Origin of the sequence: Bombella dulcis (assembly GCF_026385505.1) — a bacterium.
GTDB lineage: Bacteria > Pseudomonadota > Alphaproteobacteria > Acetobacterales > Acetobacteraceae > Bombella > Bombella dulcis.
The window spans coordinates 24,383-39,669 of record NZ_JANIDV010000006.1; the positions used below are offsets into that span (position 1 = coordinate 24,383).

Genomic DNA, 15,287 nt, shown 5'->3' on the forward strand with positions numbered 1-15,287 from the left:
CGAAGCATGAAAAAAGGGCGCACCCCGTGGAGGGATACGCCCTTTTCTTTCAGAAGGGGACTGACGTCCCCCTCATGCACGCTCAGCGCGGGCCAGCTTCAGCCTGAAGGTGGGCCTCAAGGAACCAGAGGTTCTTGTCCAGACCACGGGAAATCTCGGTGAAGATGTCGGATGTGTCTTCATCGCCAGCTTCAGCCGTCACCTTGATGGCTTCACGGATTTTGTTGGCCACCACGGCATAACGCTCGGCTAGAGCCTTCACATGGTCAATCACGGTGTAGATGTCTGTCGGGTAGGGGGCGCAGTTCGTGTGCTTCTGCACGTTCTGCACCGTACCGAGAGCGACACCACCCAGCTGGACGGCACGTTCGGCAGCCGTGTCAACGAAGCCATCCAGCCCACCACGGAAGCCATCCAGCATCTCATGGACACCGATGAAGTTGACGCCTTTGAGGTTCCAGTGAGCCTGCTTGGTCACCAGAGCCAGGTCGATCAGGTCAGCCAGACGGGCATTCAGTGTCTCGATGGAGACAGCCTTCGTGTTGTCCGGCGTGTTGTTGCTCGTGTGATAATGATTGATCTTGCTCATCATGTCATTCCTTCAGGTTTTCTTTCCCCTCCGGGGAGAGGGGAAGGAAAGTTCAGAAAACCGGACGGGACTCTACCGTGTTTCCTCACCCTTCAGGACCATAAATCCTCGGGGTTGCGGAGGTCAAAGAAGGTCCGCAGGTCCTGTCTGAAATAATGTGGGTATGCCGGATCATTTTTAAAGAGCGGATTGTCTTTCCAGCGTTCCATCATGACCTGTTTTTCATGGAAGAAGCGGGCCTCATGTTCCGGGCGGTCATCACTCCCACGGGAATGGCTTTCATGATGGATGGCCTCGGCTTCGGCACAGAAGATGACCCTGCGGCCGGAGCTGCGGATTTTCAGGCACAGATCGACGTCATTATAGGCTATGGCCAGCCCGACTTCATCAAAGCCGCCAAGGTCACTGAAGACGGAACGGGGGACCATCATGGCCGCCCCCGTGACGGCCGTCACCTCATGGGTGAGGCGTAGCCGCCCGATATAGCCCATGAAGGTCGCAGATCTTAGCTTGTGGACATGAATACCAATGATCTCAGGCCCTACCGCCACACCGGCATGCTGGATGGTGTTGTTGGGGTAGAGAAGCCGTGCCCCCACAGCTCCGACCTCGGGTGAGGCCTGTGTTTCTTTCACCATTTTTCCGATGAAGTCCGGCTGCGTGACAATGACGTCATTATTGAGGAAAAGTAGCAGGTCACTCTCACTCTGTCTGGCCGCCAGATTGTTGAGCCGGGCATAGTTGAAAGGTTCTTCCACACGCAGGACGCTGACCTGCCTGTGTTTCCGGATGCTGTCCAGCCAGGCCAGCGTGTCCTGCTGGACGGAAAAATTGTCCACGAGAATGATGCTGAACTTGCGGTATGTCTGGGAGGCCAGCAGGACGTCGACACAGCTTCGTGTCATCTCCAGCTGGTCCCGGAAAGGAATGATGATGCTGACGGAAGGCTGGCGGCGGAAGGACCAGTCCAGGGCATAGACGCTCAGACGCTCCACGGCGGAGACACTGGCTTTCAGCCTGCGCCGTTTCAGATGTTCCGTGATGCAGTCCGTGGCGGCCCGGATGGCATAGTCCTTGCTGCTGATGCTGCTGGCTGTGGAATTAGGTGTCTTGCGCCAGTGATACAGCACTTCCGGCACGTGATGGATGTCTTCACGGGGGATGATTTCCGTGGCCCGCAGGAGGAAATCATGGTCCTGTGCCCCGTTATAGCGGTCTTCCAGAGGGCCGACCCTGCGGACCGTCGCAGCCTCCATGAAGGTGAGGTGGCAGATGTAATTGCAGCCCAGAAGGTAGCGGTAATCGTAATCCGGCTTGAAATTGGGTTCGATGAAACGGCCCGTCGTGTCCACCTTGTCTTCATCGCAGTAGAGCAGCCTGGCACCCGTCTTCAGGGCAGCCCGGACCATGCGTTCAAGGGCGATGTCCACCAGCACGTCATCATGGTCGAAAAAGGTGATGTAGTCGCCTCTGGCCTTTCCGATGGCTTCATTGGTGGCTCCGGCAATGCCCTGATTCTTCTTCAGGGCGAAGGCACGGATGCGCTTGTCTTTCCGGACATAGTCGTCGATGACGGCTTTTGTCCGCCGGCACCGGCTGCCATCATCAATGATGATGAGTTCCCAGTTTTCATAGGTCTGGTTCAGGACGGAATCGAGGGCCGTGCGGAAGTCTTTCTCGTCAGGCCGGTAGGTCGGGCAGAGGACGGAGACAAGGGGCGTTTCCGTCAGGGGATTGGCTTCCCGCTGGAGGGCCGCCTGTTCATGCAGAAGTCGGTAATAATCTTGTGCCCACTGGTCATAATGGCGCAGGTCGAGCGGCTGACGGGGAATCAGGGAGCGGGCACTGTTCCGCAGGGCGGTCAGCTGCTGGTGCAGCTGGGCGATGTTGCTTTCGATCTGCACCAGTCTGGCCGTCAGCTGGTCATCGGCCAGCGATGTTTTCAGCGGGCTGCCGGAGAGCGGTGTGCCGTCAGGGAGGCTCACGGCAGTGATTTCGTGCGGAAAGCCGTCATGGAAACGCTGCGGGATGGCGAACTCGAAGCCGCAGTCGGGGTCGCAGTGCAGGGCCTCGAAAACGTCGCTCCGGTACCGGTCAGCCCGGACGGTCCCGATGGTGACGCCGTCAATCCTGATGCCCACGATGACACTGCCGGACCAGGTCTCACTGGCCGGGGTGCGGGAGACAATCCAGCCCCGGAGACGGCCTTCCTCCAGCCCGTCTATGTAGCTCATGTAGCGGGTATGTGGGGAAAGGGTGAGGCTGATGACCTCCTGCCCGTCCCCGTCCGCCTTTTCATCCGGGAAGGGCAGGGCACGGCGGTCGTCAAAGCGGATGGAAAAGTCATGCGGCAGCCCGTCATGGGCCTCTGCGGGAAGTGCAAACCGGAAGCCGAGCCTGTCACCGGGTGTCAGCAGAATCCTGCGGATGTCCTTCCGTGGCAGGTCACAGAGAACCTGCATGATTTCCTGACCATCCATCAGGACATGGAGCAGGGCGGGCTTTCCCGGCTCGTGCAGGTCGATGGCCCAGCCGCTGATGATGCCGGTCTGGCTGTCCACTGCCTCGACATGGCCCCGGAACTGATGTGCGGGCACTGACCCCTCCTGAACGGTATGACCTGAATAGGAATGCTACTTTCATAATTATGAAATAAAGCCGGGACAAGCGCACGGCGTTTTCTACTGCAGATGTGGAGATGATGGAAAAAATCGGGCAGTTCCGACCCTAAAGTGATGTAATCGCTTTGGCGGACGGTTGTCCTTTGCGGACAGGAACGGTAATGCACGGAGGCGGAGGCAGCCTGCACGATAGGGTGATGCCCCTGAAGTTGAAACGGCCAAGGCTTCGGACATATGCGCATGACGCCCGTACTGCGTTCATCACACCGTAAAGCGGGGTTTGACACCGTTTTTCATGGGCTGCTGCTGATATGCTCGCTGCTGGTGCTGGCTATGCTGGGCGGGCTGATCCTGCTGATGGCGACAGGCGGATGGCAGGCTTTCGCCAGATTTGGTCTTTCCTTTTTCACGAAAGCATCATGGAATCCGGTCAGAGATGTGTACGGGGTGCTGGCTCCCCTTCTGGGGACGCTTGTCAGTACGCTCATTGCCATGCTGATCGCCGTGCCCATGGCCTTCGGTACGGCCTTCTGGCTGACCTACATTGCCTCAGGACGGTTTTCGTCCATTGTCGGGACGACCATCCAGCTTCTGGCAGCCGTGCCGTCCATCATATTCGGCATGTGGGGCTTCCAGACCATCGTGCCTTTCATCGCTCGTGACGTGCAGCCCTTCCTGAACCATCATTTCCGCCATGTGCCGGGGCTGGGGCCGATTGTGTCCGGCCCGCCGGTGGGGACGGGGCTGGTGACATCCGGCATCGTGCTGGCCGTCATGGTGGCTCCCTTCATCACGGCCGTCATGGTGGATGTTTTCGGTGCCGTGCCGCCCATGCTGCGGGAAAGTGCTTACGGGCTGGGGGCGACACGCTGGGAGATGATGCGCAAGATCGTTGTGCCGTGGTCCCGCAATGGCATGATCGGGGCCATCGTGCTGGGCATGGGGCGTGCGCTGGGTGAGACCATGGCCGTGACCTTCATCATCGGCAACGTGACGACCGTGGGCTGGTCCCTGTTTGCGCCACGCAGTACCGTGGCCTCACTGATTGCCCTCCAGTTTCCGGAAAGCCCGGAAGGGTCCATACGCCTTTCCTCTCTCATGGCACTTGGTTTCATCCTCATGCTTCTTTCCTGTGTCAGTCTGGTGCTGGCACGCTGTCTCAGAGGGAAACGCCAATGACGGCATCTGTAACTCCGGCATCTTCCAGCGGGGCAGGCAGGACCGGTTCTGATTCCGGGCGGTGGCGTCCGGGCCGCAAGGCCATGCGGCGGCAGATGCTGGATTATGTGGCGACGGGTGTCAGCATTGCGGCAGGGAGTGTCCTGCTGCTGGTACTGGTCTCCATCCTCTGGACATTGCTGAGCCGTGGTCTGGCCGGTCTTTCATGGGCGACGGTGACGCACAGGATGGGGCCTCCCGGTTCCGGTGGCGGGCTGGCCAATGCCATCGTGGGCAGTCTTCTCCAGACGGGCCTTGCCCTGCTGATGGCGGCTCCTGTCGGGCTGATGTGTGGAATCTACCTGTCCGAGTACGGGCGCAAGGGCAATCATTTTGCCAGTGTCGTGCGTTTCGTGGCGGACATGCTGATGTCGGCTCCTTCCATCCTGATCGGCCTGTTCATCTATCAGCTGCTTGTCGTGCCGTTCGGGCATTTTTCCGGCTTTTCCGGTGCGGTGGCTCTGGCCGTTCTGGCCCTGCCGCTCATCGTGCGGACAACGGAGGACATGCTCTGTCTGGTGCCGACAGCGATGCGGGAGGCTGGTGCGGCCTTGGGGGCGGCCCGCTGGCGGGTCATCCTGTTCCTCTGCCTGCGGTCTGCCCGCAAGGGGGTGACGACCGGCATCCTGCTGGCTCTGGCCCGCATGGGTGGTGAGACGGCCCCGCTGCTTTTCACGTCACTGGGGAATCAGACCATGTCCACGGACATGACCCGCCCCATGGCCAGCCTGCCCATTGCCATCTACCAGTATGCTGGTGCCTCCTATGAGGACTGGGTGCAGCTGGCCTGGACGGGTGCTCTGCTGGTGACGTTTGGTGTGCTGCTCATCAACATCACCGTGCGGCTTTCATCCCGTCACTGAAATCAAGGGAAGAGATTTTCATGACTCCTGCTTCAATGTCGTCTGCCGAGCTGTCAGGTAAGGCACCTGCACAGGATGTGGCCCTTGCAGTACGGGACCTGAACTTCCATTACGGCAGCCACCATGCCCTGCATGGCATTTCACTGGATTTTCCCGCCCGGTGCGTGACGGCCATGATCGGCCCCAGCGGGTGTGGCAAGTCCACCCTGCTGCGTGTCTTCAACAAGATTTATGCCCTGTATCCCGGCCAGCGGGCTACGGGCGAGGTGATGTTTGACGGCCGCAACATCCTTGATGATTCCATCAATCTGGACATGCTGCGCTCCCGCATCGGGATGGTGTTCCAGAAGCCGACCCCTTTCCCCATGTCCATTTATGACAACATCGCCTTCGGGGTGCGTCTGCATGAGAAGCTGGGCCGGACGGAAATGGATGAGCGTGTCCAGGACGTGCTGACCCGTGTCGCCCTCTGGAACGAAGTGCGGGACAGGCTGAACGCCCCGGCGACCGGTCTTTCCGGTGGGCAGCAGCAGCGTCTCTGCATTGCCCGCAGCATTGCGACCCGGCCTGAGGTCCTTCTGCTGGATGAGCCGACCTCTGCGCTGGACCCGATTTCCACGGCCCGGATTGAGGAGCTGCTGGATGAGTTGAAAGAAGAGTTCACCATTGCGATCGTGACGCATAACATGCAGCAGGCGGCACGCTGTGCTGACCGTGTCGCTTTCTTCTATCTTGGCAGGCTGGTGGAAGTGGATACGGCTGACCGTATCTTCACCAACCCCCGTGAGAAGCAGACGCAGGATTATATTACCGGCCGGTTCGGATAAGCGGGAAGGGAAAGAGACCATGCCACACGAGCGTTCTCATATCGTTTCGAGCTATGAGCAGGAGCTGGAACAGCTCCGGGCGATGATGGTGAAGATTGGCCGCATCGTGGAGGAACAGGTCGGGCTGGCCCTCAGGGCCATTGCCGACCACGATGAGTCGGCGGCCGAGGAGGCCATGCGGCTGGACCCGGAAGTGGATGAGCTGGAGCGGGAGGTGGAAGGGCTGGTCATCCGTCTTCTGGCTCTGCGCAGCCCGATGGGGGCTGACCTTCGGGAGATTGTCGCCGCCCTGAAGATCACGGGTGATCTGGAGCGCATTGGCGATTATGCTGCGTCCATTGCCCGCAAGGCGATCAAGGCGGCGTCAGGGGACGGTCATATTTCCTTGTCCGGCCTGCGGAGCATGGGGCGTCTGGTGCGGGAGAATCTGGGCCGGACGGTGGATGCCCTCATTGAGCATGACGCCCATCAGGCCATGGAAGTCTGGCACGCCGACCGTGGTGTGGATGAGCATTATGTGACGGTTTTCCGTGAGCTGGTCACCTACATGATCGAGGATGCCCGGAACATCCGGGCCTGCACGGAGCTGCTCTTCATCGCCAAGAATCTGGAACGTATTGGCGACCACGCCACCAATGTTGCCGAGCGTGTCTATTACGCCGTGACGGGCGAGAATCTGCCCACGACCCGCCCTCGTGGTGGCAGCCCGACACGGGTGGGGCTGGAGGAAGATGCAGGCTGAGCCGCTTCCTCATTGGATTATCAAAAAACCCCGGCAGGTTGTCCCGCCGGGGTTTTTCTGTGGGTGATTCCGTTGCCTGTCAGGATTCGGAACCGCCATTCCTGCGTTTGAGAAGCACCCAGCCCCCGTAGAAAATCAGGGCCAGCACGGGGATGGACCCAATGGTGATGGTGCCGGAAGGATAGTCAAACGCCATCATGACCAGCACCATCAGCAGGAAGGCCAGTGTCAGCCATCCCGTATAGGGTGCGCCCGGCATGGAGAAGCCGGTGGTGGCGATCCGGCCCATCCTGATGGCCTTATGCAGGCGCAGCTGGCAGAGCAGGATGGTGGCCCATGTGCCCAGAATGCCCAGAGAAGAAATGCTCAGCACGATTTCAAAAATCTGTGTCGGGTACAGATAGTTCATCAGCACGCCGACCAGATAGATGAAGAGCGTCACGCCAATTCCGACATAGGGGACGGCATTGCGGTTCAGCCTGCTCATGGCCTGTGGCCCGGACCCGCCGAGAGCCAGGGCACGCAGGATGCGCCCCGTGGAATACAGGCCGGAATTGAGGCTGGACAGGGCGGCTGTCAGCACGACGAAGTTCATGATGCTGTCAGCAGCCGGAACACCGAGCTTGTGGAAGAAGGTGACGAACGGGCTTTCCCCGGCATGATAGGCGGACCACGGCATGAGGCAGACCAGCAGGGCCACGGAGCCGACATAGAAGACCACGATGCGCCAGATCACGCTGTTGACGGCACTGGGCACGACCTTGCGGGGCTGTTCACATTCACCGGCGGCAATACCGATGAGTTCCGTGGCGGCATAGGCGAAAACGACACCTTGGATCAGCATGAGAGATGCGACCATCCCGTGCGGGAAGATGCCACCAGACTCGGTGATGAGGTGGATGCCCGGTGTGTAATTGCCGACATGTGTCCCGCTCAGCAGGATATAGCCCCCTACGCCAAGGAAGATGACCAGCGTGAGGACCTTCACCAGCGAGAACCAGAACTCGATCTCACCAAAATAGCGGACGCCGGTCAGGTTGACGGCTCCCACCACAAGCAGCGCACCAAGAGCGATCAGCCACTGGGGGATATGCCCGAATACGGGCCAGTAATGGACGTAGAGTGCAATGGCCGTGATGTCCACGATACCGGTCATGGCCCAGTTGAGGAAGAAGAACCACCCGGCAGCATAGGCGGCTCCTTCCCCCAGAAATTCCCGGGCGTAGGTGACGAAGCTGCCGCTGCTGGGGCGGTACATCACGAGTTCGCCCATTGCCCGCAGGATCATGAAGGCGCAGAGACCGCAGATGGCATAGGTGATCGCAAGGGAGGGACCGGCAATCTGGAGACGGGACCCTGCCCCCAGGAACAGCCCGGTACCGATGGCCCCGCCAATGGCGATCATCTGTACATGCCGCCGGCTCAGGTCCTTCTGGTAACCTTCATCGGGGGTGTTGGCGCGTCTGGGGCTGTGCTGGTCGGGAGGGGATGTAGTCATGCGATAATCCTGCAATGATCAGTCTGGAGGGTCGCAGCCCGGGCAGGGGGGATACCTTTTCGTTTCCGTCTGGTCTGCCATGTGTTTTACGAATAGATTCTATAACTAACAGCAGACGCTTTGCCAATGCGCCGTACCGGGAAAGCTGTTTTTAATGCTTCATTATCATCTGGTTACTGGTTGCTGGCCCGATGATGATGGTGCGCAGCCATGCAGGAAAATGCGGAGTCCTTCATTCAGATAGCAGTGAAGGCTTTGCTGGTCCCGTGCAGGACCACAGTGGGCCAGAAGGGACAGCATCGGCCCCCCGACAGTCAGGCCGAAAAGATGGTCCGCCGCATCAGCTGCATCATGAAACTGGAGCTTTCCGGCCCGTTTTTGTTTATCAAGCCAGTCCTGTATTTTTGTCTTGTTGCCGGAGATATGGAAGAGTTCGGTCATGAGCTGCTGGATGGAGGGGGAGCGGTTGGTCTCGCCGATGATGGTCCGCATTAGGCTAAGCCTCTTTTCGCAGAGTAGAATTTCTGTCATCTGGAAGACTAGACTCCGGAGCTGCTCTTCTAGCCCGGTTTCCGGAATGGGGGTAGGGGTTAGCGGGATGAACAGCTCCGCCAGGAGAAGCTGCTCCAGCAGGTTCCGTTTGGACGGGAAAAAAAGATAGAGCGTTTTTTTTGACATGCCCGCATGGTGGGCAATGTGGTCCATTGTGGTGTGGTGGTAGCCCTGTTTCTGCAACAGCAGGCAAGCAACTTGGAGGATGGTTTTACGGCGGTCCGTATCATCATGGGGCTGCACGGCACCAAACTCCTTGCAAGATGGACAATAGATGCTGGTTTGTGCCTGATGCTGGCATGGGTTTGTCAAGCCCCATGATGAAACCGGAGCCTCAGAGTACGGTTTTTTTGGATGATGAAACCGGGGTCTCAGGGTACGGTTTTTCTGGGTCGGCCCAGAATGGGATTGACCTCATGGGTGGAAACTGGGTAGTTTCCGCACCCACCCGGTTTTTTCGTGGTGAGACATGATGCAGGCAAGACCGTTTGCCTGTAGTCCTGTCAGTCCGTGTCCATATCCTTAGAGAGCCTGCCCGTCTATGCCCATGTTCCGTCCGAAACTGGCTACATGTCTGTCCCAAACGGTCCTTTATGGCAGTACGGCCCTGCTGGGCCTTGGTGTTCTGGCGGGGTGTCAGAAAAAAGCCCCACCGGCACTGCCGCTGCAGTCCGTAGCTGTCGTGACCCTGCACACGCAGAGCGTCCCGCTGGAAACATCTCTTCCGGGGCGGACGGATGCGTATGAGCAGGCCCAGATACGCCCGCAGGTCAGTGGTGTTCTGGTGTCCCGTACCTTTGAGGAAGGGAAGGATGTTCAGGCAGGGCAGCCCCTCTACCAGATTTACATTGCCCCATTCCAGGCCGCCTATGATCAGGCCCGTGGCCGGCTGATGGAGGCGGAGGCCAGTGCCATCCGTGCCCGTGCCCAGCTGAAGCGGTATAAGGAGCTGGTCGGGCCGAGAGCGATCAGCCGTCAGGATTATGATAACGCCCTGGCGACATCCCGGCAGGCGGATGCCGAGGTTGTGCAGGCCAGGGCCGCGGTGGAAACAGCCGAGGTCAATCTCAACTATACCCATGTCCGGTCACCGATTGATGGCCGTATCGGCAGGACACTCTACACGGCGGGCACGCTGGTCACGGCCAATCAGAGCACGCCCATCGCCGTGGTCACACGGCTGGACCCGATCTATGTGGACGTCAATCTGGCAGCCGAGGACATGATCCGTCTGCGTCGTGAACTGGCATCTGGTCAGCTGGAGCGGAAAGGCAATGAAGCTGCTGTGACGCTGGAATTGCCCGATGGGTCCACCTATAACCAGACAGGCCAGCTGAAACTCTCCGAAGTCACGGTTGACCCCGCCACGGGGACGCTGGTGATGCGTGGTGTCATGCCCAACCCGGACAAGCTGCTTCTGCCGGGCATGTTCGTCCATGCGCACATCAAGGAAGGCAGTGACCCGAAGGCACTGTTGCTTCCGCAGGTGGGCGTGCAGCGGACACCCAAGGGTGACCCTTATGTCATGGTGGTTGATGGGCAGAACCATGTCCATATGCGCATGGTCTCGCTGGGCCAGACTGTGGGGTCCAGCTGGCTCGCCACCAAGGGCGTGAATGCCGGGGAGCGGGTGATCGTGCAGGGGCTGCAGAAGGTCAGGCCGGAGGTGGCGGTCAAGCCCTATGAGGCCAATCTGGCCGAGATGGGGCTGGAGTAACGCTACATGTCACTTTCACGTTTTTTCATTGACCGCCCCATCTTTGCCTGGGTGGTCGGGCTGATCATCATGCTGGTGGGGGGCGTGTCCATCACCCGCATGCCCATCGCCCAGTATCCGACCATTGCGCCGCCGCAGATCGCCGTTGCCGTGGATGACCCCGGGGCCTCGGCGGATACGGTCAACAATACGGTGGTACGGCCGATCCTCCAGCAGATGTCCGGGCTGGATCATCTGGAATATCTGTCGGCCCAGTCCTATGGCAGTGGCCATATGGAAATTGACCTGACCTTCGAGCAGGGGACGAACCCCGACATTGCCCAGGTGCAGGTGCAGAACAAGCTTCAGCTTGCCCAGCCACGCCTGCCACCGGAGGTGGTGAGCCAGGGGCTGAGCGTCACCAAGGCGGCCAAGAACTTCATGCTCGTCATCGGGTTCATCTCCACGGATGGCAGCATGAACGGGAAGGATATTTCGGACTATGTGGCGTCCAACGTTATGGACCCGCTCTCCCGTATTTCCGGTGTGGGTGACCACACGCTCTTCGGGTCCGAATATGCCATGCGTATCTGGATGGACCCGGACAAGCTGTACAAATATGGCCTGACCGTGGGGGACGTGCAGAGTGCCGTTCAGAGCCAGAACATCCAGGTGGCGTCCGGTGAGCTGGGTGGCCTGCCTGCCCGCAAGGGGATCGGGTTTGATGCGAACATCATCGGGCCTGTCCGCCTGACGGAGCCGGAACAGTTCAGCAACATGCTGCTGAAGGTCCAGCAGGATGGCAGCCAGGTGCGGATGCGGGATATCGGGCATGTGGAACTTGGGGCGCAGAGCTACAATTTTACCTCCCGCTATAACAACCAGCCCGCCACGGCCATGGCCCTGAAGCTGGCCCCGGGTGCCAACCAGATGGTGACGGAAGCGGCTGTCCGGGCCAAGATCGCCCAGCTGTCCCAGTTCTTCCCCAAGGGGCTGAAGGTCGTCTATCCGCTGGATACGGAACCTTTCATCACCCACTCCATCGAGGAGGTGATCGAGACGCTGCTTGAGGCCATCGTTCTGGTCTTCGTCGTGATGCTCGTTTTCCTCCAGAATTTCCGGGCCACGCTGATCCCGACCATCGCCGTACCTGTGGTGCTGCTGGGGACGTTCGGCATCCTGTCGGTGATGGGATACAGCATCAACACGCTGACCATGCTGGCGATGGTGCTGGCCGTGGGGCTTCTGGTGGATGACGCCATCGTGGTAGTGGAAAATGTCGAACGTGTGATGAGTGAAAAGAAGCTCTCACCACGGGAGGCCGCCCGTGAATCCATGGATGAGATTTCCGGTGCGCTGGTGGGTATCGTGCTGGTCCTCAGTGCGGTCTTTCTGCCGATGGCGGCTTTCGGCGGGTCCACGGGGGTAATCTACCGTCAGTTCTCCATCACGGTGGTGGCGGCCATGTGGCTGTCCGTTCTGGTGGCCATGGTCATGACACCGGCTCTCTGTGCCACCATGCTCAAGCCGATCCAGAATGAGGTCCATTTCCGTCCGGCCGTCTGGTTCAACCGGCAGTTCGAGCGGCTGACGAACCGTTATATTGGCGGGGTACGCCACATGCTGCGCCTGCGGGTGCTGGCGATGGTCATTTTTGCCGGTCTCACGGTTCTGGTTGGATTCCTGTTCATGAAGGTACCGACAGGCTTCCTGCCGGATGAGGACCAGGCCCTCATTTTCGGGCAGATCAGCATGCCGGCCGGGGCCACGGATGCACAGACAGGGGCCGTCAACCGTCGGGTCACGGACTACGTGCTGAAGACCTATGGCAGGGATGTCGAATCCGTCTTCACCATGAACGGCTTCAGCTTTGCCGGTCAGGGCCAGAATGCCGGTGCGTTCTTCATCCGTCTCAGGCCGTGGGATGAGCGGCCGGGCTATGAACATTCCAGCATGGCCATTGCCAACAAGATCATGAAGCATTTCCGGGGTGATCCGGCAGCGCAGATCTATGCCTTGAATCCGCCTGCGGTGATGGAACTTGGCAATGCCACCGGCTTTGATCTGGAGCTGGAAGATAACGGCCATATCGGCCATCAGGCCTTCCTTGCCGCCCGAAACAAGCTTCTGGCTGCGGCTTCAAAAAATCCGCTTCTGTCTGCCGTGCGTCCGATGGGGCTGGAGGATGCTCCCCAGTTCGTGCTGGACCTCAACCGTGAGAAGGCCAATGCACAGGGCATCAGCAATGCGGACCTCAATACGACCATTCAGGGGGCGTTCGGGTCGATCTACGTCAACCAGTTCACCCGGAATGACCGTGTGAAGCAGGTCTATATTCAGGGTGAACCGTTCTCCCGCATGACACCGGAGGACCTGAACCGCTGGTATGTCCGTAACAATGTGGGGGACATGGTGCCGTTCAATGCCTTTGCCAGCGGTCACTGGATTGTCGGCCCGCAGAAGGTGGAAAACTATAACGGTCTGAATTCTTATGAGATTCAGGGTGTGCCTGCCGTGGGTGTCAGCTCCGGCCGTGCGGTGGAGGAGATCGAGAAGATCATCAAAACTTTGCCGCCGGGTGTCGGGCATGAATGGACGGGCCTGACCTTCGAGCAGCTTGCTTCCGGCAATGCCACAGGGCCGCTCTATGCGCTGGCTGTCATCGTGATCCTGCTCTGTCTGGCGGCCCTTTATGAGAGCTGGGCCATTCCGTTCGCCGTGCTGCTCGTGCTGCCGCTGGGCGTGCTGGGGGCCATCGGTTCAACCCTCTGGCGTGGGCTGAGCAATGACGTGTATTTCCAGGTCGGGCTGCTGACAACGGTCGGTCTGGCCGTGAAGAATGCCATCCTGATCGTGGAATTTGCCAAATTCTTCTACGATCACGGCGACACGCTGGAAGATGCCGTGCTGAAGGCCGGGCGGGAGCGTCTGCGCCCCATCCTGATGACCTCCATCGCCTTCGTCTGCGGCGTGTTTCCGCTGGCGATTGCCACGGGTGCGGGTGCTGCCTCCCGTGTGGCCATCGGGACCTGCGTGGTGGGCGGCATGATCACCGCCACCGTGCTGGCTGTCTATTTTGTGCCGCTGTTCTTCGTGGTCGTGCTGCGTCTCTTCAGGGTCAAACGGCTTTCGGAACAGCATGAGGCAGCGCAGGAAGGAGACCACGCATGAACATGAAACTGCATGGCAGGAACAGGGCAGTTCTTGCGGGGCTGATGGGGCTTGGCAGCCTGCTGCTGTCCTCCTGCAATCTGGCCCCGAAATATCAGCGGCCTGACCCGGCCGTCTCGAAGACGTACCCGGCAGATGCGGAGATCAGACCGGGCCAGCCGGCCCATCAGCAGGTTTCTGACCTGGGCTGGGAAGATTTTTTCACGGACCCGCGGCTGAAGGCCCTGATAGGCCTCTCCCTTGCCAATAACCGGGACCTTGCCGCCCAGATGGCCGCCGTGGCTGCCGAACGTGGGCAGTATCAGGTGCAGAATGCGGCCCTGTTCCCGACCATCTCGGTAGGGGCCGGGGCGCAGTATGCGGGGCCTTCCGATACGGCGGGGTTCTCCTTCGCACCGGGGGCAGGTGAATCCGTTTCCACCCTGCGTTTCTATCAGACATCCATCGGGTTTTCGTCCTATGAGATCGATCTCTGGGGCCGCATCCGCAACATGAGCCAGGCCCAGAAGGAACAGACGCTCGGTACGGCGGAAAACCTGCGGAATCTGTGGATCACGACCGTGTCGCAGGTGGCAAGTACCTACATCCAGTGGCTGGCGGACCGGCGTCTGCTGGACCTTGCCCAGCGCACAGCCCGCACGAGGGCGGATACATGGCGTCTCAACAAACTGGAATATGACCATGACGAGCTTGATGCCCTGACACTGGCCCAGAGTGCGACCGAGCTTGAGCAGGCCCGGTCGGATGAGGAGAAGGAAACCCGGGCGGTAGCGGATGATGAACATGCGCTGCAGCTGCTCGTCGGTGCCCCTCTGCCTGCCACCCTGCCACCGCCTCTTCCCATGGGGCGGCAGACGATGATTGCCGATCTTCCCGCTGGTCTGCCATCTGACCTGCTTCAGCAGCGGCCGGACATCATGGAGGCGGAACATCACCTGCTGGGGGCGAATGCGTCCGTCGGTGCGGCCCGGGCAGCCTTCTATCCCCGTGTGACGCTGACAGCGAATGAAGGGACCAGCTCTCTCCAGTTCCGTCGCCTGTTCAGCCATCTGGCCGAAACGTGGGGCGTGTCGCCCAATATCAGCATTCCGCTGCTGACATGGGGTGTCAATCAGGGGAACCTGCGCACCGCCAAGGCAAAGCTGAAACAGAGCGTTGCGGAATACCAGAAGGCTGTCCAGTCCGCTTTCCGGGAGGTGTCTGATGCGCTGACGGCCCGGGAAACCTACCGTCGGCAGGACAGTCATATGATCGTGCTGGAGACGCAGGCCCAGCGGGCTTACGATCTCGCCCGGATGCGCTATCATGCTGGCATTGACAGTTATCTGACCACACTGGTGCAGGAGCGTCAGCTCTATCAGGCCCAGCAGACCCGTATCATGGTCGAGGCGGCACGGTTCCAGAACATGGTGACCCTGTACCGTGCGCTGGGTGGTGGATGGAGCCGCAAGAGCAGAGGGACCAACTGACGTCCCCGGCTCCTGCATGTGTGGTCTGGAGGAGAGAGCAT

Annotated in this window: 11 protein-coding genes; 7 read left to right on the forward strand and 4 right to left on the reverse strand. The window is 59.8% G+C overall.

Going from position 1 to position 15,287, the window contains the following annotated elements; genetic code table 11:
• Positions 1-82: 82 nt before the first annotated feature.
• Positions 83-589 (reverse strand): DNA starvation/stationary phase protection protein Dps, encoded by a 507-nt coding sequence (dps, locus tag NQF87_RS08095; RefSeq protein WP_407652029.1) that lies wholly within the window; start codon positions 587-589, stop codon positions 83-85.
• Positions 590-681: 92 nt separating this feature from the next.
• Entirely contained in the window at positions 682-3,186 is a 2,505-nt protein-coding gene (locus NQF87_RS08100; protein WP_266127906.1) for a glycosyltransferase family 2 protein, read from the reverse strand.
• A gap of 258 nt (positions 3,187-3,444) precedes the next feature.
• Here NQF87_RS08100 and pstC point away from each other — a divergent pair, with 258 nt between their 5' ends.
• From pstC to phoU, 4 genes are all read left to right on the forward strand, one after another.
• Entirely contained in the window at positions 3,445-4,389 is a 945-nt protein-coding gene (gene pstC, locus NQF87_RS08105; protein ID WP_266127907.1) for a phosphate ABC transporter permease subunit PstC, read from the forward strand.
• Between the two features lie 83 nt (positions 4,390-4,472).
• Positions 4,473-5,291 (forward strand): phosphate ABC transporter permease PstA, encoded by an 819-nt coding sequence (pstA, locus tag NQF87_RS08110; protein WP_266127944.1) that lies wholly within the window; start codon positions 4,473-4,475, stop codon positions 5,289-5,291.
• A gap of 35 nt (positions 5,292-5,326) precedes the next feature.
• The gene (pstB, locus tag NQF87_RS08115; RefSeq protein WP_407652030.1) at positions 5,327-6,118 is read left to right on the forward strand and encodes a phosphate ABC transporter ATP-binding protein PstB; all 792 of its coding nucleotides are present in this window, start codon (positions 5,327-5,329) and stop codon (positions 6,116-6,118) included.
• Between the two features lie 19 nt (positions 6,119-6,137).
• A complete protein-coding gene (gene phoU / locus NQF87_RS08120; protein ID WP_266127909.1) occupies positions 6,138-6,860 on the forward strand; it encodes a phosphate signaling complex protein PhoU in 723 nt (240 codons plus the stop codon).
• Positions 6,861-6,939: 79 nt separating this feature from the next.
• Here the strand turns inward: phoU and NQF87_RS08125 are convergent, their stop codons facing one another.
• Positions 6,940-8,358: an amino acid permease gene (locus NQF87_RS08125; RefSeq protein WP_266127910.1), complete on the reverse strand. Its 1,419-nt coding sequence runs from the start codon at positions 8,356-8,358 to the stop codon at positions 6,940-6,942.
• Positions 8,359-8,523: 165 nt separating this feature from the next.
• On the reverse strand, positions 8,524-9,153 hold the full coding sequence (locus tag NQF87_RS08130) for a TetR/AcrR family transcriptional regulator (protein ID WP_266127911.1): 630 nt from the start codon (positions 9,151-9,153) through the stop codon (positions 8,524-8,526).
• Positions 9,154-9,457: 304 nt separating this feature from the next.
• Here NQF87_RS08130 and NQF87_RS08135 point away from each other — a divergent pair, with 304 nt between their 5' ends.
• The 3 genes from NQF87_RS08135 to NQF87_RS08145 are packed head-to-tail and all read left to right on the forward strand — an operon-like array spanning position 9,458 to position 15,246.
• Positions 9,458-10,627, forward strand: coding sequence for an efflux RND transporter periplasmic adaptor subunit (locus NQF87_RS08135; RefSeq protein WP_266127945.1), 1,170 nt, complete (start codon positions 9,458-9,460; stop codon positions 10,625-10,627).
• A 6-nt stretch (positions 10,628-10,633) separates the two neighbouring features.
• Complete coding sequence (locus NQF87_RS08140) at positions 10,634-13,777, forward strand: efflux RND transporter permease subunit (RefSeq protein WP_266127912.1); 3,144 nt, start codon at positions 10,634-10,636, stop codon at positions 13,775-13,777.
• 2 nt (positions 13,778-13,779) lie between these two features.
• Entirely contained in the window at positions 13,780-15,246 is a 1,467-nt protein-coding gene (locus NQF87_RS08145; RefSeq protein ID WP_407652031.1) for an efflux transporter outer membrane subunit, read from the forward strand.
• Positions 15,247-15,287: the final 41 nt, after the last annotated feature.